Here is a 23,797-nt window from a genome sequence, read left to right as displayed (position 1 = left end):
CAACAAGGAGTGAGAGACATGAAACTATTCAGGATCGCAGCGGCCAGTGTCGTTGCCACATTTGCAGCGACAGTATCGTTTGCACAGGACAAGGTGACATTCGGCACCAACTGGCTCGCCCAGGCGGGACACGGCGGGTATTATCAGGCCGTTGCCGACGGAACATATGAAAAATACGGGCTTGAGGTCGACATCCAGATGGGCGGACCACAAGTCAACAACCGTCCCATGCTGCCCGCAGGCAAGCTCGACTTTCTAATGGGCGGCAATATGCTGCAAGCCTTTGACAGCGTGCGCAACGGTATTCCGGTCACGGTCGTCGCGTCGATCTTCCAGAAAGACCCGCAGGCCATTCTGGCGCACAAAGGGGTGTACAAGGATTTTGCCGATGTCGCCAACGCGCCGAAAATCTACATCGGGAAAGATGCCCAGTTCAGCTTCTGGAAGTGGATGACGGTGAACCACGGCTTCAAGGATGAAAACCTTGCGCCATATGCCTACAATATCGGCCCGTTTCTGGTGGACGAAAAAGCGGTTCAGCAGGCCTTTGCCACAGCCGAGCCGATCTACGCCGCCAATGAAGGCGTAGAAACCGATATCTTCCTGCTGGCCGATTACGGCTGGGACACCTATTCAACCACAATCGAGGCGCGCACCCAGATGATCGAGGAAAACCCCGATCTGGTGAATCGCTTTGTCGAGGCGTCGATCATCGGTTGGTATAATTTCATGTACGGTGACAACCAGCCCGCCTTTGATCTGATCAAGGAAGCCAACCCTGAAATGACCGACGAAAAGCTCGCCAAGGAGGTCGAATACCTCAAAGCGCTCGGCATCGTGGATTCCGGCCTTGCGCTGGAAAAGGGCATCGGCGCCATGGACCCTGCGCGCACCGCCAAGTTCCTCAAGGCGATGGAGGATTCGGGGATTGTTGATAAAGGATCGGTCGATCTGGATCTGGTCGCGAATTACAGCTTTGTAAATCAGGGCCTTGGTATGGATCTGCGCAAGTAAGCGCAGGATAGGAAAGGAGCAGGGCAAATGCGGATACTTGTGGTTTTTTCACATCCCAGTACGGAAAGTCTGGGCTTTGCCCTGTTCAATCGCACGGTTGAAACCCTCAAGGCGCAGGGGCACGACGTTCAGTCGCTTGATCTCTACCGGATGGGGTTCAACCCTGTGCTGAGCACCGAAGAATGGAACACCTACCTGAGCGATACCGAACAGAATATCGCCGCCGTGCGCGATCACGTCGAGAAACTGCAATGGGCCGAGGGTTTGGTGTTTGTCTTTCCCACATATTATTACGGCCTTCCTGCCATGCTGAAAGGCTGGTTCGAGCGGGTCTGGCTGCCCGGCATCACATTTGAAGTGGCTGCCGCCAACAACCAGCGGCCCATCGCCAAAATGCAGGACAAGAAACTGATCGCCGTGGTCACGACATCGGGATCGCCAAAGTGGTGGATTTTCCTGATCCGCGATCCGGTGCGCAGCTTTTTCAAGCGCGGCTTGCGCCCGTTGTTCGGCCGCAAATGCCGCTATGTCTGGTGCCAGTTGTATAATATGAACCATGTTGACCGCGCCGCTGGAACACGGTTTCTGGACCATGTGGAAAAAAGAATGAAAAGCATATGACCCAAGCAAGCAGCAAAGGCGCGCAGCCGCTGGCGAAATATACCGCATGGCAGCGCCGTGGCGATTTTATATTCATGTCCGGGGTGATTGCCGTTGATCCTGCGGCTGGCAAAATCATCACCGGTTACGGCGATCTGCCCGATCACGCGCGCGCTGCCTTGGGCGAAACGGGCGAGTTTTCGAGCGATTACAAAGAGGGGCCGCTAAAAGCGCAGACATGGTTTGTCTTTGACCGCATCAAAGCGATGATCGAAGACGCGGGCGGCGAGATGGGCGATGTTTTCAAGCTGGTGCAGTATTTCAAAAACCTGTCGGATTTTCCGAACTTCAACCGCGTGCGGCGGCTGTTTTTTCCTGACGTGGCGCCTGTTTCAACTGTTGTCGAGGTCAGCGGCATGATGCCATCGTCCGATATTTTGATTGAAGTCGAAGCCACTGCCTATCTGCCGGAGACTACATGACGCCCCCCCTGACATCGGACAAGCGCAGACAGGTACAGACCAAAATCTTCCGCGCCGCGCTGAGGGAGTTTTCCCTTAATGGCCTACAGGGGACATCCACCCAAGCGATTGCAAAAGCAGCCGGTCTGTCAAAGCCGACGCTGTTTTACTACATCACCAGCAAGGAACATTTGTACGAAGAAATTGTCACGTCAATTGTGGCGAAATGGGAATCGCTGTTTTTCGACATTGACCAGCGCGATGATCCCAAGGCGGTGATCTCGCGCTATATCGAAACCAAAATCCTCTATGCTCTCGAACACCCGATGGAAACGCGGTTTTTCTCGCAGGAGGTGGCGCGCGGTGCCCCCGTTTTGCGGCGTCATTGGGAGCAGTCAAAAGACGCAACCGCGCGTGCCTGTGAAGTGATCGAAAGCTGGATCAGCATGGGTAAGATAAAGCCGGTTGATCCGATGGTATTCCAGATGGAACTCTGGGCGGTAACGCAGCATTATGCTGATTACGAAGCACAGGCGAAGTTCTTTCTCGGGGTTGAAAATGACGCTGCTTTCGATGCGAACCGCCTGATCCGGCAAGCGCAAACCTTATTTCTGCGGGGGATGGGTCTGGAAGTAGAAGAGCCGGCAGCGTAAAAAACCATTCAATTGCTATGGGTCCATAACTAGGATTATGTTAATAAAGGTTAGATTATAGCCGCCCCTCCGCGGTCGCACGATCTTGCACCGGTTTTTGCCATTCAGTATGTATTGCGGACCACCACCTAGGCGGGGTGCTTTGTCCTTTGTTGTTCTTGTATCTTTTATTGCAGGACGTTGTTACAGATACGGATGCTTGCGGTTGGTGACCGTGCCTTCAGGAGTACAGTGCAACACTATGGAAAAACGGGACCGGTTAATCGGCTTTTTATTCAGTGACATCGCCCGGTTTCGCGGCATAATTTTTGAAAACCTGATGCGGCCGCACGGGCTGACCCATGCGCAGGCGTATGTACTGAACCAGCTTTTTCTCGAAGACGGGCTGTCCCAGACGGAGCTTGCCGCGCGCATGAACGTGGGCACGGTGACGGTCAGCGGCCTGCTGGACAGGTTGGAAACACGCGGATGGGTCCGCCGCAGTGCCGATACCCGCGACCGGCGTGCCAAAAATGTATGGCTGACAGAGTCGGCAGCCGGATTGCTGGACCATATGGTCCGCGAGTTCACAACCCTGAACGATATCGCGACAGCGGGTCTGAGTGAGGACGAAGTGGTGCAGATGTCGAACCTGCTGCGCAAGGTCAGATCGAACCTTGCCGCGGAGCTGGGCCAGACCAAGTAAAACGCACTTGTGATGCGCTGACCCCGAACATGGAATTTTCCGTTTGTGTATCCTGAAACTTTGCGTAACCTGTTCGCACACGAACTAAATGGCGGGCGCGTGGCGCCGCCTGTTCCGGCCGAGTGAAGGATACGCAATGGATTTGACCCACAGCAGCGAAGACATCGATTTCAGAAACGAAGTGCGCGCTTTTCTTGACGCCGAGTTTCCGCAGGAACTGGCAGAGAAAGCCCGCACCGAAACCCGCTTTAAACGGGACGATTATATCCTCTGGCAGAAAATTCTGGCGAAAAAGGGATGGATCGCCCCGCACTGGCCCAAGGAATACGGCGGCTGTGGCTGGACACCTGTGCAACTGAATATCTTTGACGAAGAACTTACCGGTGTTGGCGCGCCGCGTGTGATGCCGTTCGGTATCCGGCTGGTCGGGCCTGTGATCTATACTTACGGCACCGACGCGCAGAAGGCGAAATACCTGCCGCGCATCCTGTCGAGTGATGATTTCTGGTGTCAGGGCTTCTCCGAACCGGGCGCGGGGTCGGATCTTGCCTCGCTGCGCACCTCTGCGGTGCGTGAGGGGGACGAATATGTTGTGAACGGCCAGAAAATCTGGACCTCCTATGCGCAATACGCCGACCTGATCTTTTGCCTTGTGCGCACCGATCCTGATGCCAAAAAGCAGCTCGGCATTTCATTCCTGCTGATCGATATGAAATCCCCCGGTGTCAGCGTCCGCCCGATCCACACGCTGGACGGCAGCCACATCGTGAACGAGGTGTTTCTGGAGAACGTGCGCGTTCCGGTCGAAAATCTGGTGGGCGAAGAGAATAAAGGCTGGGATTACGCCAAGTTCCTGCTGAGCAACGAGCGCACGGGCATTGCAGGCATCGGCATGATCAAGGCCGATCTGGCCCTGCTGCACAAGATCGCCCTGACAGAGCGGCGCAATGGCAAACCGCTGATTGAGGATCCGCTGTTTCAGGCGCGCCTTGCGCGGCTGGAGATCAACCGCCGCGCGCTTGAGTTGACGAACCTGCGGATGCTGACCACCGGCGGCGATAGCGGCATGTTCCCCTCGATCCTCAAGATCAAGGGATCACAGTTGCAACAGCGCAGTGTCGAATTGCAGATGGAGGCGGTTGGCCCATACGCATTGCCATGGCAGTCGGATGCGATGGAACCGTCGTGGAACGGGACACCTGTTGGCCCGCAACACGTCCGCGCGCGCGCCCCCACCTATTTTGACCGGCGCAAAACCACCGTTTATGGCGGCTCGACCGAGGTGCAGAAAAACATCATCTCGAAAACCCTGCTCGGATCGTAAAGGACACACACCATGGATTTCAGTTACAGTGACGAACAGCGGATGTTGTCGGACAGTCTGGAAAAGCTGTTCACCGCCCATAACACAGCGGCGGGCGGCGGCACGGCTGCACAGGCCGACAAACTGTGGCAGGCTTGCGCCGAAACGGGCCTGATCGGTCTGACGGTGCCCGAAGATCACGGCGGTCTGGCGGGATCATCGGCGGATGTGATGGTTGCCGCAATCCAGATCGGGCGACACGCGGTGCAGGCGCCGTTTCTGTCCACCGCGGTGGCGGGCGCGGGTGCGCTGCGGCTGGCGGGGTCTGATGCGCAACAGGCGCAATACCTTCCCGCCCTCGCCGAAGGGGCGCTGAAAGTGGCCTGTGCGTTTGGTGAACCGGATGCGCGCTATGATCTGGCAGATGTTGACACCCGCGCCGCTGCGCAGGGCGACGGATATGTTCTGAACGGCGCCAAATCGGTTGTGTTCGGCGGCGATGATGCGGGCCTGTTGATTGTCTCGGCCCGCGCACCCGATACGGAACGCCACGATCAATCGGGCCTGTCGCTGTATTTGGTCGATGCGGATGCCGATGGGGTGGAACGCACCGCCTACGCGCTGACTGACGGGCGCGGCGCTGCCGATATTACCTTCAACGATGTAAAGCTGCCCGCAACCGCGCTGTTGGGTGCGCAGGGCGGCGGTTACGATATTATCGAAGCGGTCAGCGATCTGGCCGCCGCCGCGATCTGCGCAGAGGCGCTTGGTGCGCTGGAAAAAGTGATCGGCCTCACCAAGGAATACCTCGGCACCCGCCGCCAGTTCGGCAAGACACTGGGCGAATTTCAGGTGCTGCAACACCATCTGGCCGATATGGTGCTGGAATACGAACATATGAAATCGCTGGTGTACGAGGCAGGTGCGCTGGCCGGCAGCGACGACACCGTCGCGCGCCAGCAGGCAGTATCGGCGGCCAAAGTTGTCGTCGCCGAAGAGGGGCGCCGGATTTGCCAGCAGGGGATGCAGATGCACGGCGGCATCGGCCTTACGGAAGAATTCCAGCTGGGGCAGTTCGTGAAACGGGTTGCTGTTGCGGATTTTGCGTTCGGCGATGCCGATCACCACATCGCGCGCTATGGCGGCCATATGGCGCGCGCCGCCGCCGCCGCATTTGGCGAAACGGAGGGGCATCATGGCTGATGCAGGCCTGACCGACATTCTGGAGGAAGTTGCACGAAACCACCCCGACGATCCAGCTGTTACCTTTCTGGGGCGCACACAGACATGGGCCGATTTTGCAGAACGTGCGCGCAGACAGGGCAGCGCCTTGCGCGCGCTGGGGGTGGGTGCAGGTGACAGGGTCGGCATCCTCGCGCTGAATTCGGCACGGTTTATGGAGGCGTTTTACGGTCCGTTCTATGCCGATGCGGTAATGGTGCCGCTAAATTACCGCTGGGCCGTCCCCGAGATGATCCAGTGTATGGAGGATTGCACTCCCGCTGTCCTGCTGGTTGACGAAGAGCATGTGGCGCAGGCCCGAAAGATCAAGGCGCACTGCGCGTTTTGCAAACATCTGGTATTTATCGGCGAAGGTCCGACACCCGAGGGTTTTCTGGATTACGAAGACCTGCTGGCCCAAGCTGATCCCGATGTGCGCTCGAACAGACGCGGCAACGATCTGGCGGCGCTGTTTTACACCGGCGGCACAACGGGGCGCTCCAAGGGGGTCATGCTCAGCCATGCCAACCTTCACGCCAATTCAACCGGCGCGCTTACCAGCTATCACATGCCGCGCGATCAGAGCTTTCTGAAATCCGCGCCGATTTTCCATCTGGCCGCAGGAGCGCGGGTGTATTCGCTTGCGCAGTCCAACAACCATTCGGTGCTGATGCAGCGGTTCGACCCGCGCGAGGCGCAGCGGCTGATTGAAGAGTTGAAAATCAACGATGCAATGCTGGTGCCAAGCATGTTGAATATGATCTTTAACGCGCCCGATTTCGGCGAATTCGATCTAAGCTCGGTGAAGCGCATTACCTATGGCGCGGCGCCGATGTCACTGGCGTTGCTGCGCCGCGTGATGGCCGCGTTGCCGGGGGTGCAGTTTTATCAGGGCTATGGTGCCACCGAAACCGGACCGGTGATTTCCGTTCTGACCCCCGATGCCCATGATCCCGACAATCCGCTTGTGGAAAAGCTGTCATCGGTCGGGCGCCCCGTGGCCCATTGCGATGTGCGCATCACTGCACCCGATGGCAGTGAATGTGCAACCGGTGTGATCGGCGAGGTCACAGTACGCGGCCCCAACGTGATGCAAGGCTATTGGAACATGCCCGAAAAGACCGCCGAGGCCCTGGTCGACGGGTGGTATCACACCGGCGACGGCGGCTATTTCGACGCGGACGGCTATCTGTTTCTGGTCGACCGGATCAAGGATATGATCATTTCCGGCGGTGAAAACGTCTATTGCGGCGAGGTTGAAAATGCCATTGCCGACCATCCGGCGGTAAAGGATTGTGCCGTGATCGGCATCCCTGATCCGCAGTGGGGCGAGGCGGTGCATGCAGTGGTTGTTCTTATGGACGGGCAGAGCGTCACCGCAGAAGAGTTGATCGCGCAGTGCCGCACGCGCATTGCAGGTTACAAATGCCCCAAATCCATCAGCTTCATTGACTGGATGCCGCTTTCGGGTGCGAATAAAATTCTCAAGACCGAGCTGCGCGCGGCCCACAGCGCACAGACAGACCCACAATGACAGCCGCTGCCAATGCGCTTGCTAACCCATCTGCGCAACCCTATTCCTGCGGGGCGACAGGTGGATACGGCCGCCCCACATACAGTGGCCCCGCGCGCCACGCAGCGTAAGAAAAAGCAGAAGGTACAGCCATGAGCGGCAATGATTTCAACGCCTACGTAGGCTACAGCCTGAACAACTGGGACGTGGGCACCTCGTATATCGAGCTTGAGCTGAAGCCGCATCACCTGAACTCCCAAGGGATTGTGCACGGCGGTGTTCTGATGTCCCTGCTGGATTCTGCCTGCGGTGCGGCGGGCAGCACACAACCGCCCCCTGCCCCGCGCGCGATGAGCGTGACGGTATCGCTCACGGCCAACTTTGTGAAGGCGATGCAAGGCAAACTGCTGCGCGCCTATGGCGAGATGACAGGCGGGGGTCGCTCGATCTATTTTGCGCAGGCACGGGTTGTGGACGAAAACGACCAGTTGATCGCCAGCGCCAGCGGCGCATTCAAGCGGACCAGGAAGCTGGAATGATCCCGCACAGCACAACAACAGGGCGGGCCGGCGGCGAAAGCTGCCCATGACCCGCGCAGGCATATCATCGCTAAGCGTGCTGCTGGCCAGTGTGATGACCATTGTGCATCTGCTGGGTTTTGCACAGGCCACAACCATTCTGTCGGGTCTGTTTCTGGCTGTGTTTTTCGTTCTGGAATGGCGGCAGATGATCAGGGTTTCGCAAGGGCTGTTGTTGGTCACGCTGGGGCTGTTTTGCGCGCTCTGGCTGATGGGGCGCACCACGCCGGATTTACTGTTCGAAGCGATTGACCGCGGTGCGTTCTTTGTCTGCTTTGTCGTTGTGCTCAGCTTTCTGGGGGATGCGGCGCGCACATCGGAAATGGTGCAGACCAGCGGGCGGATCATCGTCAATCAAAGCCCCGGACGGCGGTATATTACACTGACGCTGGGTGGCCATCTGATGGGCGCGCTGATGAACCTCGGCACGATCAGCCTGCTGAGCACGATGATCCACGGCTCTGCCATGGACGGGCCGAACGCAAGCGACCAGCGGGTGCGCGATATCCGGCTAAAGCGGATGACGCTGGCCATGCTGCGCGGGTTTTCGGCGGTGACATTCTGGGCGCCTACCTCGGTCACCATCGCAATCATCATGTCCAGCTCGCTTGAGTTGCGCTGGATCGAATTGCTGCCATTGGGTGTTCCCGCGCTTGTCTGCTATCTGACACTTGGTTGGGCGCTGGACCGGTTGACGTTTCCGCGCCCCAAGCGCAGCGGTGCTGCCGCGCCCCCGTCCGAGCCGTGGATGCGGCCGTTTGGCGGATTGCTCGGGGTGGTGCTGCTGGTGCCGCTGTCGGCAGCGGCGTTGTCCTATCTGCTGGATCTCACCCTGATCGGCGGGTTGTTCCTGTGTATTCCGGTGATCGGGCTGGGCTGGGTCGCGGTGCAGAACCTGCACGCAGGCCCGCGCGGTGCGATCACGATCGCGCTGTTGCGGGCAAAGACCCAAACCGTCCCTGCCCTGCGTGACATGCGCAACGAGCTTGCGATTTTCGGCGCGTCCGGCTTTCTGGCGGTGATCTTGTTGCCCCAGATCGATGTGGTCTGGCTGGGCGAACACATTGCGCGGCTGGGGCTGGGTGCCGGTGGGGTGCTGATCGCCGGATCATGGGCAATTATCATACTGGCGTTGCTGGCTGTGAACCCGCTGGTCTCGGCCATTCTGGTGATCGAAACGCTGGCACGCCTGCCCGGTATGGATATCGCACCCACGGTAATTGCGTTGATGGTTATGACAACATGGGCAGTTGTGATTTCGTTTTCGCCCTTTGCCACGCCGGTGCGTCTTTCGGGGCGAAGCATCAATCACACCGCTTCCGATATCGGGCTGAAATGGAACATAGGGTTTGCGCTCTGCGCGGTGGGGTTGCTGGATATCGCCCTGCTGGTTTTGGCCTAGCCGCGCCAACATTCGCCCCGCCCCGCGCAACATTCCCTTGCTCTGATAGCGGTGCTTGCAGTATAGCTCTTTTAGTTCGCTAGCGAATAGTAAAGCACTGATCTATTATCGCGTTGGGCCGCCGGACACCGTAACGCGAAAAACCGGAAGAAATATCATGGCACGATTTCATTCAAGAATAGAAAGCGGCACGGCGGAGTTCGACGCGAAACAGGCCGACATGTCGGAGCTGTTGCACACCCTGTCGGCCCTGCATCTGCGCGCGGCCACCGCTTCGGAAAAGCGGCGCGCACGGTTTGAGGAGCGCGGCCAGCTGACCCCGCGCGAACGTCTGGGCCAGCTTCTTGATTCCGGTATGCCGTGGCTGGAAGTGTACAACATGGCCAATTATCTGGTCGAGGACGCCGATCCCGAAACATCCGTGCCGGGGGGCTCTGCGATTGCAGGCATCGGCTATATCAGCGGCGTGCGGATGATGGTTTTTGTCACCGATAGCGGTATCAACGCAGGCGCATCTACCCCGCGCTCCAGCCAGAAACTGCGTGCCTGTCTTGATCTGTCATTGCGCCACAAACTGCCGTTTATCCATCTGGTCGAAAGTGCAGGTGCAAACCTGCGCACCTACAACGTCGAAGGCTGGGCCAACGGCGGCGGCACGTTCCGCAGGTTGGCGCGCCTGTCTGCCGAAGGCATCCCGACATTTGCGGTTCTGCACGGTCCGTCAACCGCGGGTGGTGCCTATTATCCGGGGCTAAGCGATTATGTCATCGCCGTGAAAGGGCGCGGTGCCGCGTCTCTTGGCGGTGCGGCGCTGGTCAAGGCGGCCACCGGCGAAGAGGCCGACCCCGAGCAACTGGCAGGGGCCGAAATGCACGCTACGATCTCGGGGCTGGTGGAATATCTGGTTGATGATGATGCCGCCGCCATTGTCACCGCGCGCCAGATCATCGCGCGTCTTGACTGGAACCGCCATTGCACCCCGCCCCCTGCGCGCGCCTATGCGCCCCCTGTCTATGACCCGCAGGAAATCACCGGCGTTGTGCCTGTGGATTACCGCAAACCCTATGACGTGCGCGAGGTTGTCGCGCGGATCACCGACGGGTCGGAGTTTGACGATTTCAAACCCGCCTACGGCGCATCCGTGGTATGCCTGCAAGCAACAATCATGGGCCACGCCTGCGCGATCATCGGCAACAACGGCCCGATTGATACACAAGGCGCAACCAAGGCCGCACAATTTATGCAGCTTTGCGACCAGTCCGATACACCGCTGATTTTTCTGCACAACGTCACCGGTTATATGGTCGGCACCCGTCACGAGCAGGCAGGCATGGTCAAGCACGGATCAAAGATGATTCAGGCCGTGGCCAATGTGAAGGTGCCCAAAATTTCCATGCATATCGGTGCAAGCTTTGGTGCAGGCAACTATGGCATGGCAGGGTTCGGCTATGAGCCGGACTTCCTGTTTTCTTGGCCCAATTCATCCTCTGGCGTGATGGGGGGTGAGCAGGCGGCCATCACGATGGAGCAGGTCACGCGCGCCTCTGCCGCGCGCAAGGGTATCGCTGTGGACGAAGAAAAGCTGGCGCAACAAAGCGCCGATCTGATTGCCCATTTCGACAGCCAGTCGACCGCGTTTTACACCTCTGGGCGGCTGCTCGATATGGGGGTGATTGATCCGCGCGATAGCCGCAAGGTGTTGGGCTTCTGCCTGCAAACCTGCCGCGAGGCGCGACATCGCACCCTGCGGCCAAACAGCTTTGGCGTGGCGCGGATGTAGGGGCATAATGATGCAGAATTTTGATACAGTACTGATCGCCAATCGCGGCGAAATTGCCTGCCGGATCATCCGTTCGGCGCAGAAATCAGGCTTGCGCACCGTTGCTGTCTATTCGGAGGCGGACCGCGGCGCGCCCCATACGCAACTGGCCGACGAGGCGATATGCATCGGCGCCGGCCCCTCTGCGCAATCCTATCTGCTGGGCGACAGGATCATCGAAGCCGCGCAGAAAAGCGGCGCGCAGGCGATCCACCCCGGCTATGGCTTTCTGTCGGAAAACGCGGGCTTTGCCGAAGCTGTCGAAGCTGCGGGGCTGGTTTTTGTCGGACCTGATGCGCGCTCGATCCGTCTGATGGGTGACAAGGCCGCTGCAAAAATCCGCATGATCGAGGCGGGCGTGCCCTGTGTGCCGGGCTATCAGGAGGCTGATCAATCAGATGAAACGCTGATCGCGGCCGCGCAGAAAATCGGCTTTCCGGTAATGGTCAAGGCCACCGCCGGGGGCGGCGGGCGCGGTATGCGTCTGGTGCATGAAGCATTGGCGCTGCCTGACGCGCTTGGCAATGCCCGCTCCGAAGCGGTGAACGCATTTGGCGATGGCACGCTGATCCTTGAACGCGCTGTCGTTGCGCCGCGCCACGTAGAGGTGCAGGTTTTTGCCGACACCCACGGCAACGTCATCCATCTGGGAGAGCGTGATTGCTCGGTCCAGCGGCGGCATCAAAAAGTGGTGGAGGAAGCGCCCTGCCCCGTGATGACGCCGCAGTTGCGCGCGCGCATGGGTGCGGCCGCAGTGGAAGCTGCACGTGCAATCAACTATCGCGGTGCGGGTACGGTCGAATTCCTGCTGGATGCTGCGCAGAATTTTTACTTCCTCGAAATGAACACGCGCTTGCAGGTCGAACATCCGGTGACGGAAATGGTTACCGGCCTTGATCTGGTAGAGATGCAGTTTCAGGTGGCCGCAGGGCAGCCGCTGGCAGTGGCGCAGGATGATATTGCACTGAACGGTCACGCCATCGAAGTGCGGCTATACGCCGAGGATCCGGCCAATGATTTCCTACCGGCCACGGGGCGCATTGCGGCGTGGCATGTGCCCGCGGCCGAGGGCATCCGTGTCGATTCCGGCGTGGTTGCGGGGCAGGATATCTCGCCGTTTTATGATCCGATGGTTGCCAAGGTCATCGCGTGGGCGCCGACGCGGGACGCCGCGCGCCTGTCCCTGATCGCCAGTCTGCGCAAGACGCGGTTCTTCGGCCCTGCGTCGAACCTGCCTTTCCTGATAGATATCCTTGAACGTCCCGTATTTGCGCAGGGCGAGGCAACAACCGCCTTCATCGCCGATGAATTTGGCGAAAGCGGGTTTGCACAAGCGCAAGCGGGGACCGATCTGTTCGCCGTTGCTGCCGTGCTCGATTTCCTTGCGCACCACCGCGCGGCGGTTGATCTGGCCATTGATGTTCCGGCAGAGCTGGTGAACTGGGGGTCGACAGGGACGCTCGCCAACAGCATTGATCTGTCCTCGGACGGGGAAACACAGCGGATCACAATCCGCGCCACGGCCAGCGCCGCCTACGCCGTCACGCTGGGCGGGGTGACACACGACATCGACGTGCTGGCGCAGGACCGCGATGCGATCCGCCTGCGCATCGACACCCGCCAGCGCGACATCCTGTTCGCCCGAACCGCGCCCAACACATGGCAGCTGGGCACAGGCCGTGCGATCCACACATTCGAGCGTCATATCCCCGGCGAGGAAGACACAGACATGTCGGGGCAGGACGGTATCGTGCGCTCTCCCATGCATGGCGTGCTGATCGAACTGTGCGTAGAGGAAGGGCAGGAAGTGGCCGTTGGCACCCGCCTTGCGGTGGTCGAGGCGATGAAGATGCAGCATGACGTACGCGCAGCGGTTGCCGGACAGGTGGCGCGCATTGCCGCCACAACCGGCGCGCAGGTGGCCGATGGTGCGCTGCTGGTCGAGATCACGCCGCAGGCGTAGCGCGCACCTGTCAGGCGGGATCGCCCTGCGCTGCGCCAAACGCGCCCGCGCGCCGCAGCGCGTCCAGCCGCGCGGCGTCGTAGCCTTCCAGTGTCAGCAGCACCGCTTCGGTGTCGGCGCCAATGGCGGGGGCTGCAACCGGCGCAACTGTCGGCGTGTCCGAAAAACGCAGCGGCAGCGCGATGTTGGGCACATGCCCCGCCGTGGGATGCGGGATTTGTGAAATCACACCTGATGCACGCGCAACATCCGAATGAAGCGCCTCCGCCAGTGTTTGGACCCGCCCTGCGGGAACGTTGTTGGCCCTCAGGACAGGCTCCCAATAGGCCCACGGATGGGCGCTGAACTTCTCCTGAAGTGCGGTTTCAACTTCCTTGCGGCGCGCGACACGTTTCGGGGTGTCCAGCAGGTCGGCGTCATCGGCCATATCGTCCAGCCCCACCGCCTGTGCGATGCGGCGGAAAATCGTGCTGCTGGGAGAAGATATAAAGAACGGCAGATCGCTTGCGTAAAACACCCCGCCCGGTGCGGAATCGGCCGAGGCATTTCCCGCCCGCTGCGGCGCATTTCCACTGACGAGGTATTGCATCGGTGCCCATCCCAGCATTGTAAGCGCCGTATCATAGAGCGAGATATCGACCCGCTGGCCCTTCCCGCTGATCCCGCGGCTGAGCAGTGCGGCAAGGATCGCGTTGGTCGCCATCATGCCGGTTGCGATATCCATGATCACGGGCTGCGTGCGCATGCCCGCCTGATCCGCATCGCCGTTCAGCGACATAAATCCGCTTTCGGCCTGCACCACCGGATCAAACCCCAGCCGGTCGGCAAACGGGCCGGACTGGCCATATGCGCTGATGGCACAATAGATCAGATCGGGCTGTTCGCGGCGCAGCAACTCTTCGCCCAGACCAAAACGCGCCATGACCCCTGCCGAGAAATTCTCGATCACAACATCGGCTGTGCGCACCAGATCGCGCGCCACCGCCGCCCCTTCGGCGCATTTCAGATCAAGCGCGACGCCTTTCTTGTTCCGGTTGGCCCACAGGAACGCCGCGCCCTGATTATCAAGCTCGGGGCGCGGAGCGCCGTATTTGCGAAACGCCTCACCCTCGGGTGCCTCGACCTTGATCACCTCTGCGCCCATGTCGCCCAGCGACATCGAACAAAACGGCCCCGCGATGAAATGGGTGAAATCAACCACCCGCAATCCGCTCAGCGGGCCTTGGGCATCTGCGGGGCCGGCGTATGCGGGAAAGGCGGAAACAGGGCTGGACATGGTGTGCCTCGATAAATGTTCGCTTGCGAAGTAAATACGATACTTATAGGTTTCTGTAAATCCAATTCAGTGAGGAACCCCCATGCCCTTCTCCCTGCCCGCGTGTGAAACACTGATGCTGACGCAACGCGGCAGCCGTCTGGATGTGGTGCTGAACCGCCCCGAAAGCCGCAATGCCATCAATGCGCGTATGGCGGCGGAATTCTCCGATCTGCTGGATTGGCTGGCGCAGACGGATGCCATCCGCCTTGTGGTGTTGCGCGGCGCGGGCGGGCATTTCTGTGCCGGTGGCGATATAAAGGAGCGTCGCACCATGGGGGAAACCCCGCCTGAAGATGGCGGCGATCCGATCCTTGCGCGCAACGCGCGCGCGGGGCGCGGGTTTCTCAAGTTTCAGAACCTGCCGCAAACCACAATTGCCGCTGTTGAGGGGTCTGCCTTTGGCGGCGGGTTGGGATACGCCTGCATGGCCGACATCACAATCGTGACCAAAGGCGCGCGCATGGGGATGCCGGAAACCAGACTGGGGATCGCCCCTGCACAGATTGCACCGTTTGTTGTGAAACGGGTCGGTCTGGCACGGGCGCGCCAACTGGCCCTGACGGCCAGCCGTTTCGGCGGGCAGGAAGCATATGATTACGGTATCGCGCAGTACCTCTGCGAGGATCGCGATCTGGACAAAACGCTGGAGGACGTTGCCGCACAGGTCATGGCCTGCGCGCCAAAAGCCAGCGCCGCCACCAAGGAAATCCTGCTGGCCGTCGGCACAATGCCCGACGATGAACTGGCTACATTCGCCGCAACCCGCTTTGCCGCGCTTAGCCGTGGGCCGGAGGGGCGCGAGGGGCAAACCGCCTTTGCGCAAAAGCGCGCGCCGAACTGGGTTGATGCAGAAGAAGGAGAACCGCAATGAGCGTTCGCATTGGCGGTGCCGCCGGATACTGGGGCGACAGCACCCAAGCGCCCCGCCAGTTGGTGGAGAAAGGCAACGTCGATTATCTGGTGTTCGACTATCTGGCAGAAGTCACCATGTCTATCCTTGTGCGTGCCAAAGCCGCTGACCCGACCAAAGGCTATGCCGCCGATTTTGTGCATCTGGTGATGAAACCGCTTTTGCCGCAGATCAAGGAAAAGGGCATCAAGGTGGTGGTCAATGCGGGGGGTGTGAACATCGCCGCCTGCGCTGACGCCTTGCGCAAGGTGGCCGCCGATCAGGGCATCGCGCTGAAGGTCGGCATTGTCGAGGGGGATGACCTGCTGGGCCGGATGGACGATCTGCGCAGCCGCGACATCCGCGAGATGTTTTCAGGCGCGCCCCTGCCCGATGAGCTCAGCAGCGCAAACGCCTATCTGGGTGCCTTTCCCATCGCAGCGGCACTGGATGGCGGTGCCGAGGTGGTGATCACGGGGCGCTGCGTTGACAGTGCGGTCACGCTGGGCATCCTGATACATGAATTCGGCTGGAGCGCTGACGCCTACGACCAGCTTGCCGCCGGTACACTGGCGGGGCACATTCTGGAGTGCGGCGCACAGGCCACGGGCGGCAACGTTACCGATTGGCAGGACTCCGCAGATGGGTGGGACAACATGGGCTACCCGATTGCGGAATGTTTCGCGGACGGGCGCTTTGTCATCTCCAAGCCCGCGGGCACCGGCGGCATCGTCTCGCGCCTGTCGGTGGGGGAACAGATATTGTACGAAACCGGCGATACACAGTCCTACATCGTGCCTGATGTGATCTGTGATTTCTCGCAGGCAGTGCTGGATCAATCCGCCCCTGACGAGGTTACGATAACCGATGTAAAAGGGCGCGCGCCGACCGACACGTTCAAGGTATCGGCCACCTACCGCGATGGATACCGCGCAACGGCGCTGACATTGGTTACCGGATTTGAGGCTGTTGAAAAAGCGCGCCACTATGGCGATGCACTGCTGAAACGGGTCACGCGCCTGCTGGGGGAGCGCGGGATGGACGGGTTTGACCGTACCGCTGTTCATGTCATCGGGGCGGAAACCCTGTGGGGGGCAAATGCATCACCCCATGCCGCCCAAGCGCGCGAAGTTGTTGTACAAACCGACGTGCGCCATCAGGACAAAGCCGCGATCGAAGTATTCTCGAAAGAAACCACCGGCGTGGCCCTGTCAATGACAACAGGCCGCTGCGGAGTGGGCGAAGCGGGCCGCCCCAAAGCCACGCCTGTGGTCGCGCAATTTGCCTTCCTGCTCGACAAATCCGACGTGGTGCCGGTTGTGTCGGTTGACGGGCAAGCACTGGGGTTCACCCCGCCACAGCAGACATATTCCCCCGCACCCGCGCTTTCGCCCCCGCCGCAATCCGAGCCGTTTGAGGGGCCGACAACCACCTGCCAGTTGATCGACATCGCCGTGGCGCGCAGCGGCGACAAGGGCAATTCGGCCAATGTGGGTGTCATGGCGCGCAAGCCCGAATTTTACGATGTGATCTGCCGCGAAGTCACGGCAGAGAAGGTCGCCGCGTGGTTCGCCCATGTCACCAAAGGTGAGGTGTCGTGCTTTGCTGCGCCGGGCATGGGAGCGGTCAATTTCCTGCTGCGTGAAACGCTGGATGGGGGCGGCACCTCTTCGCTGCATCTGGACAAGCTGGCAAAAACCTATGGCCAGCAAATACTGGCCATGCCCGTTGAGGTGCCGAGTGCATTGTTGCACGGCGGCAAGGCTTAACCCTGCCGCCTTATCTGTCCACTATTTTCAAAGCGGCCATTTGAACTTGAAGGGTTCTTTGTTCAAGAACCGTTTGGCCGCTTCCGCGTGGTAATCGGAGACAAAGCATACCGCCTGATTGGTGGCCTCGGCCTCGCCTATCTGGCGGATGTCCATCCCGAAGGTCTGATCCAGCAGCATTTTGCTGACGCCAATGGCGGTGGGTGAGGCGTTGCAGAAAGCCTGCGCCATGTCTTGCGCCACGTCCATAATCTTGTCCGCCTCGACCACGCGATAGACAAGGCCCATTTCCAGTGCCTCGTCCGCCTTGACTTCGCGCGCGGAAAAAATGAGGTCTTTGGCGCGTGCAAGCCCGACAAGGCGGGGCAGGGTGTAATGCAGGCCGAAATCGGGAGCGAGGCCAAGCTTTCCGAAGGAAGCGCAGAACCCTGCGCGCGGCGTGGCGAGGACGAAATCCGCCAGCATCGCCCAGCCAAAGCCAGCGCCATAAGCGGGGCCATCAACGGCTGCGATCACCGGTTTATCAATAGAGGCGACCGCTTGCAGTAACGTGCCGGTCGCGCGCATCCGGTTACGGCCTACGTCGACGGAGGTGACGCTGCCCATATCCTTGATGTCGCCCCCCGCGCAAAAGCTGCCGCCATTGCCGGTGATGATCAGGGTGCGGATATCGCTGTCGGTGCTGACCCGTTTAATGACGGGGGGCAGTTCCTCGCGCATTTGCAGGCTGATTGCATTGCGGTATTTCGGGCGGTTGAAAGCCAGTGTGGCAATGCCGTCTTTCACATCGAATGTGATGGTTTCATAATCGCTCATGCGCGGCGTCCTTTTTGTGTCACAGGTTCGGGCAGGGGTGGTGAGGCCCGCGGCAGGCCACACCGGTTTTAATGCTATCCCATCGAATTGGGGATGATCAGCGAGATGATCGGGAAGGCCAGCAGCAGGATCAGCACCACCAGATCAAGGATCAGGAAACGCGCCACCCCTCTGAAGGTAGTGGCCGCATCGCTGTCTTTCCCGCCGACCGAGGCGATGACGAATACGTTCAGCCCCATAGGCGGTGTCACCAGACCGATCTCCAGCAGTTTGACCACGATCACACCGAACCAGATCAGATCCATGCCCATGCCCTCGATCAGCGGCACAACAAACGGCAGTGTCAGCAGCATGGTGCCCAGCGGATCAAGAAACATGCCCAGCACCAGATACATCAGCGTAATGACCGCCAGTATCTGCCAAGGCTGCAAATCCGCCGCGACAACCATATCGACAAACGAATGGGTTACACCTGTAAGCGAGATGAAGGAGACAAAAATCTTGGCCCCCGCAGCGATAAAGAACAGCGCGGCGGATTGGGTTGCCGTTTCGATGAAGGCGGTTTTGATCATCTGCCAGTTCAGGCGGCGCGCCAGCAGGCCAAACACCAGAACAAACATCAGCGACAGGGCCGCCGCTTCGGTTGCGGTCAGATATCCGCCGTAGATGCCGCCGATGATGATGAACATCAGCATCAGTGCAGGCCATGCCAGACCGGCCGCTTTGATCTTTTCCTGCACGGTGCTTTTCTCACCCGTGCGCGGTGCAATCTCCGGCCGCAGCGTGACCCAGACCACAACAGTGATGATAAAGCCCAACAGCGTCAGCAAACCGGGCAGGATACCGGCAAGGAACAGTTTGCTCACCGATGTTTCGGTAAACAGACCGTAAATGATGAACAGCACACTGGGCGGGATCAGCGCGCCGAGTGTTCCCCCCATCGCCACCGTCGAGGAGGCAAGGCGCGGATCATAATTCAGACGCCGCATTTCGGGGATACAGATGCGCCCCATGGAGGATGCACAGGCCATGCTTGACCCCGTGATCGCAGCAAAGCCGCCGCACCCGAACAGCGATGCAATCGCCAGACCGCCCGGCATCCGCACAATCCAGACCCGCATCGCGGAATAGATGTCTGTCGAAATCCGCGAATGATACGCCAGATGCCCCGCCGCGATAAACATCGGGATCATGCTGAGCGAATAGGAGTGCAGAAACTCGAACGCGTTGTTCTGGATCAGCGACAGCGTGGGGTTCAGCCCCCGGTCAAAGTCAAACCCGCGGCCCGACCGGAAGGCATAATAAATAAATGTACAGGCAGTGGCGACACTGGCCAGCACAAAGCCGATGGGAACACGCAGCACCAGCAAAACCAGAACAGTGACCAGACCAACGACACCGATTAATGTGGGGTCCATCAGATCACCTCCTCTGGATTATGCGGCGTGCGCGCCTCGGTTACCAGAAGGATCAGCAGGCGCAGAACAAAGAAGATATATCCGATCAGAAACGCCAGCTTTCCCGGCCATTCCGGCAGGTTGAGAATACCGAAGTAAAAGTTGCCGCTGCTCCATGCGCCGATAAAGGCGCGCAGGGCGGAATAGGCAATCGGCAGCGCGGCCAGCAGGCCGATCACAACAGTCAGCACCAGCAACGCAACATGGAACCGCGCAGCAAAACGCTGTGTCAAAACCTCGACCGCGATAAATCCGCGCTCTGCGGCCACACGTGCCAGTGGCAGCACCAGCGCGATGATCATCAGCTCGCCCACGATAACCGTTTCATCACTGACCGAAATGTTCAGCACATTGCGCGCAAGGATGCCGTAGCAGATGTAAACCGCCATCGCAAAAATCGCCAGCGCCGCAAGGGCCGTCATCGCCCCCTCTATGCGGTGCAAAACCCCCAGAAACCCGCGGGGTGGCGCGGACCCGTGCGGGCCCGCGCCGTTGAGATCCGTTACCGGTTCCATGGATAACCTTTGGTTTCCAGCTCGTTCTCGTACTTGGCGATCAGAGCGGTATAGGCAGACCACAGCCCGTCACCGTCAATGCCCAGCTTTGATACTTCGCCCGCCCATTCGTTGCGATATTTGGCGGATGCCTCAAGCAGCTTGTCACGGTCCTGAAACTCGACAACCTCGACCTTGCGGCCAATGTCACCACTGCGCAAACCGTCGACGATCACGCTCATCTGTTCGATCTGCGCACGCGCGAAATCATCCACCAGCTGGTCACCGGCTTTTGCCAGAACCTGCTGCTGCTCCTGGGACAAACCGTCGTAAACATCCTTGTTCATGGCGATGCCAAATCCGGTCAGCTGGCCCCAGTTGGCAAGTGCCGTGTGGTTGAGAACTTCGTACAGCTTGTATCCTTCAAGCGTGTAGAGATAGCCGGCTTCACAATCGACCAGACCGGAATCCAGCGCCTGATACACCTCGTTATAGCCCATGGTGATGGTGTTCGCGCCCAGATCGTTCAGCACCTTTGCATAGGTGCCCCCAACGCGGATTTTCTTGCCCTTGATGTCTTCGATGGTTTCGATCCGGTGATCGCCTGTGCAGTTCAGGTTCACGCCTGTCGAGGTGTAGTTGGAAATATACACAACATTTTCCGCCGCAAACGAGTCGATCATTTCCTGATTTGTGGTCATCAGTTCATACATCGCGCGCATACCGACCCATGGATCGGAGGAGGCCAGCGGCAGATCACCGATGCCAAAAGCCATCAGGCGTTTGGGCTCGTAAGCCGACAGGACGGTGCCCATATCGGCCGCGCCATCGCGCACACCGCCCAGTGTTGCGGTCAGCTTCATCAGCGCACCGCCCCAGTGGATATCGATCGCCAGATCACCGTCGGAAATCTCTTTGACGTTGTCTGCAAACCCTTGCAGCGCGGCAGCACGGGTGCCACGGTTCGGGCCGCCTTCGGTATAGATCAGGACGGTTTCTGCCACAGCGGCCGTGGCAAACCCTGTCGCCAGCACAGCCGCCAGCGCGGTTTTCTTCATGTGTTTCATAGATGGTTCCTCCCTTTTTGGTTTTACCGGCTCCCCCCGGTCGGGTCTTTGGCATCGGCACAAGCCATCGAATTGCGGCTTGTGCCCTTTTTAATCTTGCGCCCGTCAGGCGCCTTCACGCCCTACGATGGTGATGGAACACACGTTCTGGTGCGGGAAACCGCCCAGATTGTGGGTCATCCCGATAGATGGATCCTCCTGCCGCTGCCGCTCTCCCGCGCGGCCCTGCATTTGCAGATACATCTCGTAGATCATGCGCAGACCGGATGCGCCGATAGGGTGGCCAAAGCATTTGAGGCCGCCGTCAATCTGGCAGGGCACCTTGCCATCGGCATCGTAAAAGCCGTCCATGATATCCTTGATCGCGCCGCCTTCGGGCGAGATGAACAGATCTTCCATGGTCACCAGTTCGGTCACCGAGAAACAGTCATGCACTTCGAACAGGCTGACCTGATCGCGCGGCTTGTCGATGTCGGCCTCCTTGTAGGCCCGTGCGGCTGCGGCACGTGTGGTCTGGAAATAGCTGCCGTCCCACGAATTGTGCCCCGCCTCGCTGCCGCTGGACACCGCCAGTTGCAGTGCCTTCACGGTGATCAGGTCTTTTTTACCCAATGCCTTGGCAATTTCCGGCGTGGTCACGATGGCCGCTGCCGATCCGTCCGACACACCGCAACAATCAAACAGGCCCAGCGGCTCGGCGATGATTGGCGCGTTGATCACCTGATCCATGGTGATTTTCTTTTGCAGGTGCGCCTTCGGGTTGCGCGACCCGTTGTCGTGGCTCTTGACCGAAATATGGGCCATGGCACGTTTCAGATCATCGGGGTTGATATCGTGCTTGGCACGGTAGGCCGATGCCAGCTGCGCAAACGATCCCGGAGCCGAGGCATTGGGCCAGTAGAGATCGTTTGTAGTGCCGCGTGAACGCTGTGGCAAACCGCCATAGCCTGTGTCTTTCAGCTTTTCGACACCTTGGGCCAGCGCGATATCGCAGGCGCCCGACGCCACCGCATAAACCGCGCCGCGAAACGCCTCTGTGCCACTGGCGCAGTAGTTTTCAACGCGTGTCACGGGGATGTTCTGCAACCGCAGCGCCATTGCCAGCGGCACGGAGGATTTGCCAACGTGCTGCTCTTCGATGCCGGTGCCGAACCATGCGGCGTCGATCTGGCTTTTGTCGATGCCGGCATCTGCCAGCGCTTCGACAAACGCTTCGACCATCAGATCATCAGCGCTGTCATCCCAACGCTCGCCGAAACGGGAGCAGCCCATGCCAAGAATGGCAACCTTGTCGCGAATACCTGTAGCCATGATTATATCTCCTCTTGAGTGGCAGGCATGGCTTTCCAGAAATACCGTCTGAAACCACGCTTCGTGTCGTAATCCTTGACCCTGAACACCATGCGCATTGCCATGCCCACTTCGGGCGGGTGTTCGGCGTCAATATCGGTGAAGTCGCACATCAGGCGGCCCCCACTGTCGAATTGTACCATGCCGTAATAGGCAGGCGGGTCGGGTGAATAGGTCAGACGGTCGGCGGTAAAGCTGTTGAGCTTGCCGATCTTGTCCGAGAACCCTTCGTCGCGTTGTGTGTCCACGGCCCCGCATTCGGGGTTGACGCAAATGCGGCTTTTGGGGAACTGGTTTGTGCCGCAGGCCTCGCAGTGGCCGCCCATCATGCGCTGGGTCATGTCCTTGCTGCGCCAGTGGTTGCTGAGCGCGGTCGCCTTGTCCAGTTCGGCGCGGATGCCATGCTCGACCGTCATCATGCCGTTCAGGGTCATGAAACGGGCATAGTTCGCATCCGTGCGGCCCTTTTCGATCTGGCTTGCAATGCCGATGGCGGGGCGGTTCGTGATGGCGTCGGTTGCCTCGAACAGCAGCGCATCACAGCCCTGACCAAAGCTCGCCACCAGGATACGATCCCCCGGTTTTGCGCTTTCCAGCGCCAGCGCCAGCATCAGCAGCGGATGCGCTGCACCGGTTTCACCGATGTTGCCTTGCAGGTTGTCAGCCACAGCACCATCCGGCAGGCCAGCCGCTTTTGCCACTTTGGCCGCAACACCGCGCGCCGCCGCCGGATAGCAGAATTGCGAAATGCTCGCGCCGTCGACGCCGGTGCTTTCCAGTAGGGCCTTGATCGCGCGGGGCGTGATCTTCATGTGGCCTTCGTCACGGACCCAGCGTTCTTCCCACGCATAATCAAACTCACCGTCTTCACCACGGTAGTGATCGACAAAATCCACCGCTTCGGTGTGGCTGCCGACAAGGCGGGCAACAACATCGCCCTTACCCACCAACAGCGCGGCGGCGCCGTCACCGTATGTCATCTCCTGCGGGCTGCCGGCCTTGGCTGCACGCCGGTCGGCGGCAACCACCAGCGCCTGCGCGCCGCCTTTCAGCGCCGCCATCAGCGCGGTTGTGCCTGCGCGCTGCGATGATGCAACGTCCAGTGTCATCGCGTCGGATTTCAGCGATAGCGCGTCCCCGACAATGCCCGCATTCTGGCGGTCGCGAAACGGCAGGCTGGTTGAGGCAAGCCACACCGCACCCAGTGCATCACGCTCTTGCCCTTCCAGACAGTTGCGCGCAGCGGCAACAGACATTGTCACCGCATCTTCGTCCCAGTTCGCAATTGTGCGTGTGCCACGGCCCAGCCCCTTCAGGCCGGGGTTGAACCACGCGTGTGTCTGCGCCACTGCGGCGCGGTCAAGCCGCCTGACCGGCAGGTAGGCTCCGTATGCCAGCAATCCTGTATCCATGTTCGGCAATCCT

At 59.7% G+C, this 23,797-nt stretch carries 21 protein-coding genes; 14 read left to right on the top strand and 7 right to left on the bottom strand.

Features of this window, described 5'->3' with window-relative positions; all coding sequences use genetic code 11:
* The first annotated feature begins 18 nt into the window (after nucleotides 1-18).
* The 12 genes from OS189_RS17360 (at nucleotide 19) to OS189_RS17305 (ending at nucleotide 13,212) form a co-directional block, all read left to right on the top strand.
* On the top strand, nucleotides 19-1,014 hold the full coding sequence (locus tag OS189_RS17360; protein WP_267168609.1) for an ABC transporter substrate-binding protein: 996 nt from the start codon (nucleotides 19-21) through the stop codon (nucleotides 1,012-1,014).
* 27 nt (nucleotides 1,015-1,041) lie between these two features.
* Nucleotides 1,042-1,635, top strand: coding sequence for an NAD(P)H-dependent oxidoreductase (locus OS189_RS17355; protein ID WP_267168608.1), 594 nt, complete (start codon nucleotides 1,042-1,044; stop codon nucleotides 1,633-1,635).
* Nucleotides 1,632-2,096 carry a RidA family protein gene (locus OS189_RS17350; RefSeq protein ID WP_267168607.1) on the top strand — a complete coding sequence of 155 codons (465 nt, stop codon included), beginning with the start codon at nucleotides 1,632-1,634 and terminating at the stop codon, nucleotides 2,094-2,096. The genes OS189_RS17355 and OS189_RS17350 overlap by 4 nt, the downstream gene beginning before the upstream one ends.
* The gene (locus OS189_RS17345) at nucleotides 2,093-2,728 is read left to right on the top strand and encodes a TetR family transcriptional regulator C-terminal domain-containing protein (RefSeq protein WP_267168606.1); all 636 of its coding nucleotides are present in this window, start codon (nucleotides 2,093-2,095) and stop codon (nucleotides 2,726-2,728) included. The genes OS189_RS17350 and OS189_RS17345 overlap by 4 nt, the downstream gene beginning before the upstream one ends.
* Nucleotides 2,729-2,969: 241 nt before the next feature.
* The gene (locus tag OS189_RS17340) at nucleotides 2,970-3,413 is read left to right on the top strand and encodes a MarR family winged helix-turn-helix transcriptional regulator (RefSeq protein ID WP_267168605.1); all 444 of its coding nucleotides are present in this window, start codon (nucleotides 2,970-2,972) and stop codon (nucleotides 3,411-3,413) included.
* 136 nt (nucleotides 3,414-3,549) lie between these two features.
* A complete protein-coding gene (locus OS189_RS17335; protein ID WP_267168604.1) occupies nucleotides 3,550-4,737 on the top strand; it encodes an acyl-CoA dehydrogenase family protein in 1,188 nt (395 codons plus the stop codon).
* 12 nt (nucleotides 4,738-4,749) lie between these two features.
* The gene (locus tag OS189_RS17330) at nucleotides 4,750-5,919 is read left to right on the top strand and encodes an acyl-CoA dehydrogenase family protein (protein ID WP_267168603.1); all 1,170 of its coding nucleotides are present in this window, start codon (nucleotides 4,750-4,752) and stop codon (nucleotides 5,917-5,919) included.
* On the top strand, nucleotides 5,912-7,471 hold the full coding sequence (locus OS189_RS17325) for a long-chain-fatty-acid--CoA ligase (protein WP_267168602.1): 1,560 nt from the start codon (nucleotides 5,912-5,914) through the stop codon (nucleotides 7,469-7,471). Before OS189_RS17330 ends, OS189_RS17325 begins: the two co-directional genes overlap by 8 nt.
* A gap of 131 nt (nucleotides 7,472-7,602) precedes the next feature.
* Entirely contained in the window at nucleotides 7,603-7,989 is a 387-nt protein-coding gene (locus tag OS189_RS17320) for a PaaI family thioesterase (RefSeq protein ID WP_267168601.1), read from the top strand.
* Nucleotides 7,990-8,035: 46 nt separating this feature from the next.
* A complete protein-coding gene (locus OS189_RS17315) occupies nucleotides 8,036-9,430 on the top strand; it encodes a hypothetical protein (RefSeq protein ID WP_267168600.1) in 1,395 nt (464 codons plus the stop codon).
* A 157-nt stretch (nucleotides 9,431-9,587) separates the two neighbouring features.
* A complete protein-coding gene (locus tag OS189_RS17310) occupies nucleotides 9,588-11,210 on the top strand; it encodes an acyl-CoA carboxylase subunit beta (RefSeq protein WP_267168599.1) in 1,623 nt (540 codons plus the stop codon).
* A gap of 10 nt (nucleotides 11,211-11,220) precedes the next feature.
* The gene (locus OS189_RS17305; protein WP_267168598.1) at nucleotides 11,221-13,212 is read left to right on the top strand and encodes an acetyl/propionyl/methylcrotonyl-CoA carboxylase subunit alpha; all 1,992 of its coding nucleotides are present in this window, start codon (nucleotides 11,221-11,223) and stop codon (nucleotides 13,210-13,212) included.
* 10 nt (nucleotides 13,213-13,222) lie between these two features.
* Here OS189_RS17305 and OS189_RS17300 read toward each other — a convergent pair whose 3' ends face one another.
* Nucleotides 13,223-14,488, bottom strand: a complete 1,266-nt coding sequence (locus OS189_RS17300; protein WP_267168597.1) for a CaiB/BaiF CoA transferase family protein — start codon at nucleotides 14,486-14,488, stop codon at nucleotides 13,223-13,225.
* 82 nt (nucleotides 14,489-14,570) lie between these two features.
* On the opposite strand from OS189_RS17300, the gene OS189_RS17295 reads away from it, so the two are divergent.
* Nucleotides 14,571-15,401, top strand: a complete 831-nt coding sequence (locus tag OS189_RS17295) for an enoyl-CoA hydratase/isomerase family protein (protein WP_267168596.1) — start codon at nucleotides 14,571-14,573, stop codon at nucleotides 15,399-15,401.
* Nucleotides 15,398-17,188: an acyclic terpene utilization AtuA family protein gene (locus tag OS189_RS17290; RefSeq protein WP_267168595.1), complete on the top strand. Its 1,791-nt coding sequence runs from the start codon at nucleotides 15,398-15,400 to the stop codon at nucleotides 17,186-17,188. Before OS189_RS17295 ends, OS189_RS17290 begins: the two co-directional genes overlap by 4 nt.
* Before the next feature lie 27 nt (nucleotides 17,189-17,215).
* Here OS189_RS17290 and OS189_RS17285 read toward each other — a convergent pair whose 3' ends face one another.
* The 6 genes from OS189_RS17285 to OS189_RS17260 form a co-directional block, all read right to left on the bottom strand.
* A complete protein-coding gene (locus OS189_RS17285; RefSeq protein ID WP_267168594.1) occupies nucleotides 17,216-18,004 on the bottom strand; it encodes an enoyl-CoA hydratase/isomerase family protein in 789 nt (262 codons plus the stop codon).
* Nucleotides 18,005-18,078: 74 nt separating this feature from the next.
* A complete protein-coding gene (locus OS189_RS17280) occupies nucleotides 18,079-19,422 on the bottom strand; it encodes a TRAP transporter large permease (protein WP_267168593.1) in 1,344 nt (447 codons plus the stop codon).
* Complete coding sequence (locus OS189_RS17275; RefSeq protein WP_267168592.1) at nucleotides 19,422-19,976, bottom strand: TRAP transporter small permease; 555 nt, start codon at nucleotides 19,974-19,976, stop codon at nucleotides 19,422-19,424. The genes OS189_RS17280 and OS189_RS17275 overlap by 1 nt, the downstream gene beginning before the upstream one ends.
* Complete coding sequence (locus OS189_RS17270) at nucleotides 19,964-21,022, bottom strand: C4-dicarboxylate TRAP transporter substrate-binding protein (protein ID WP_267168591.1); 1,059 nt, start codon at nucleotides 21,020-21,022, stop codon at nucleotides 19,964-19,966. The genes OS189_RS17275 and OS189_RS17270 overlap by 13 nt, the downstream gene beginning before the upstream one ends.
* Nucleotides 21,023-21,127: 105 nt before the next feature.
* Nucleotides 21,128-22,333, bottom strand: a complete 1,206-nt coding sequence (locus OS189_RS17265; protein ID WP_267168590.1) for an acetyl-CoA acetyltransferase — start codon at nucleotides 22,331-22,333, stop codon at nucleotides 21,128-21,130.
* A gap of 2 nt (nucleotides 22,334-22,335) precedes the next feature.
* Complete coding sequence (locus OS189_RS17260; protein ID WP_267168589.1) at nucleotides 22,336-23,784, bottom strand: hydroxymethylglutaryl-CoA synthase family protein; 1,449 nt, start codon at nucleotides 23,782-23,784, stop codon at nucleotides 22,336-22,338.
* Nucleotides 23,785-23,797: the final 13 nt, after the last annotated feature.

The sequence above is a fragment of the Sulfitobacter sp. F26169L genome (assembly GCF_026410285.1).
Taxonomy (GTDB): Bacteria; Pseudomonadota; Alphaproteobacteria; order Rhodobacterales; family Rhodobacteraceae; genus Sulfitobacter.
The sequence above is the reverse complement of the archived record's forward strand: the minus strand, read 5'-3'. Positions and strand labels throughout refer to the sequence as shown.

What these genes read in the sequence shown, in the direction of transcription:
- OS189_RS17360 (WP_267168609.1), top strand. Translation starts at nt 19, where the DNA reads ATGAAACTATTCAGGATCGCAGCGGCCAGTGTCGTTGCCACATTTGCA.
- OS189_RS17355 (WP_267168608.1), top strand. Translation starts at nt 1,042, where the DNA reads ATGCGGATACTTGTGGTTTTTTCACATCCCAGTACGGAAAGTCTGGGC.
- OS189_RS17350 (WP_267168607.1), top strand. Translation starts at nt 1,632, where the DNA reads ATGACCCAAGCAAGCAGCAAAGGCGCGCAGCCGCTGGCGAAATATACC.
- OS189_RS17345 (WP_267168606.1), top strand. Translation starts at nt 2,093, where the DNA reads ATGACGCCCCCCCTGACATCGGACAAGCGCAGACAGGTACAGACCAAA.
- OS189_RS17340 (WP_267168605.1), top strand. Translation starts at nt 2,970, where the DNA reads ATGGAAAAACGGGACCGGTTAATCGGCTTTTTATTCAGTGACATCGCC.
- OS189_RS17335 (WP_267168604.1), top strand. Translation starts at nt 3,550, where the DNA reads ATGGATTTGACCCACAGCAGCGAAGACATCGATTTCAGAAACGAAGTG.
- OS189_RS17330 (WP_267168603.1), top strand. Translation starts at nt 4,750, where the DNA reads ATGGATTTCAGTTACAGTGACGAACAGCGGATGTTGTCGGACAGTCTG.
- OS189_RS17325 (WP_267168602.1), top strand. Translation starts at nt 5,912, where the DNA reads ATGGCTGATGCAGGCCTGACCGACATTCTGGAGGAAGTTGCACGAAAC.
- OS189_RS17320 (WP_267168601.1), top strand. Translation starts at nt 7,603, where the DNA reads ATGAGCGGCAATGATTTCAACGCCTACGTAGGCTACAGCCTGAACAAC.
- OS189_RS17315 (WP_267168600.1), top strand. Translation starts at nt 8,036, where the DNA reads ATGACCCGCGCAGGCATATCATCGCTAAGCGTGCTGCTGGCCAGTGTG.
- OS189_RS17310 (WP_267168599.1), top strand. Translation starts at nt 9,588, where the DNA reads ATGGCACGATTTCATTCAAGAATAGAAAGCGGCACGGCGGAGTTCGAC.
- OS189_RS17305 (WP_267168598.1), top strand. Translation starts at nt 11,221, where the DNA reads ATGCAGAATTTTGATACAGTACTGATCGCCAATCGCGGCGAAATTGCC.
- OS189_RS17300 (WP_267168597.1), bottom strand. Translation starts at nt 14,488, where the DNA reads ATGTCCAGCCCTGTTTCCGCCTTTCCCGCATACGCCGGCCCCGCAGAT.
- OS189_RS17295 (WP_267168596.1), top strand. Translation starts at nt 14,571, where the DNA reads ATGCCCTTCTCCCTGCCCGCGTGTGAAACACTGATGCTGACGCAACGC.
- OS189_RS17290 (WP_267168595.1), top strand. Translation starts at nt 15,398, where the DNA reads ATGAGCGTTCGCATTGGCGGTGCCGCCGGATACTGGGGCGACAGCACC.
- OS189_RS17285 (WP_267168594.1), bottom strand. Translation starts at nt 18,004, where the DNA reads ATGAGCGATTATGAAACCATCACATTCGATGTGAAAGACGGCATTGCC.
- OS189_RS17280 (WP_267168593.1), bottom strand. Translation starts at nt 19,422, where the DNA reads ATGGACCCCACATTAATCGGTGTCGTTGGTCTGGTCACTGTTCTGGTT.
- OS189_RS17275 (WP_267168592.1), bottom strand. Translation starts at nt 19,976, where the DNA reads ATGGAACCGGTAACGGATCTCAACGGCGCGGGCCCGCACGGGTCCGCG.
- OS189_RS17270 (WP_267168591.1), bottom strand. Translation starts at nt 21,022, where the DNA reads ATGAAACACATGAAGAAAACCGCGCTGGCGGCTGTGCTGGCGACAGGG.
- OS189_RS17265 (WP_267168590.1), bottom strand. Translation starts at nt 22,333, where the DNA reads ATGGCTACAGGTATTCGCGACAAGGTTGCCATTCTTGGCATGGGCTGC.
- OS189_RS17260 (WP_267168589.1), bottom strand. Translation starts at nt 23,784, where the DNA reads ATGGATACAGGATTGCTGGCATACGGAGCCTACCTGCCGGTCAGGCGG.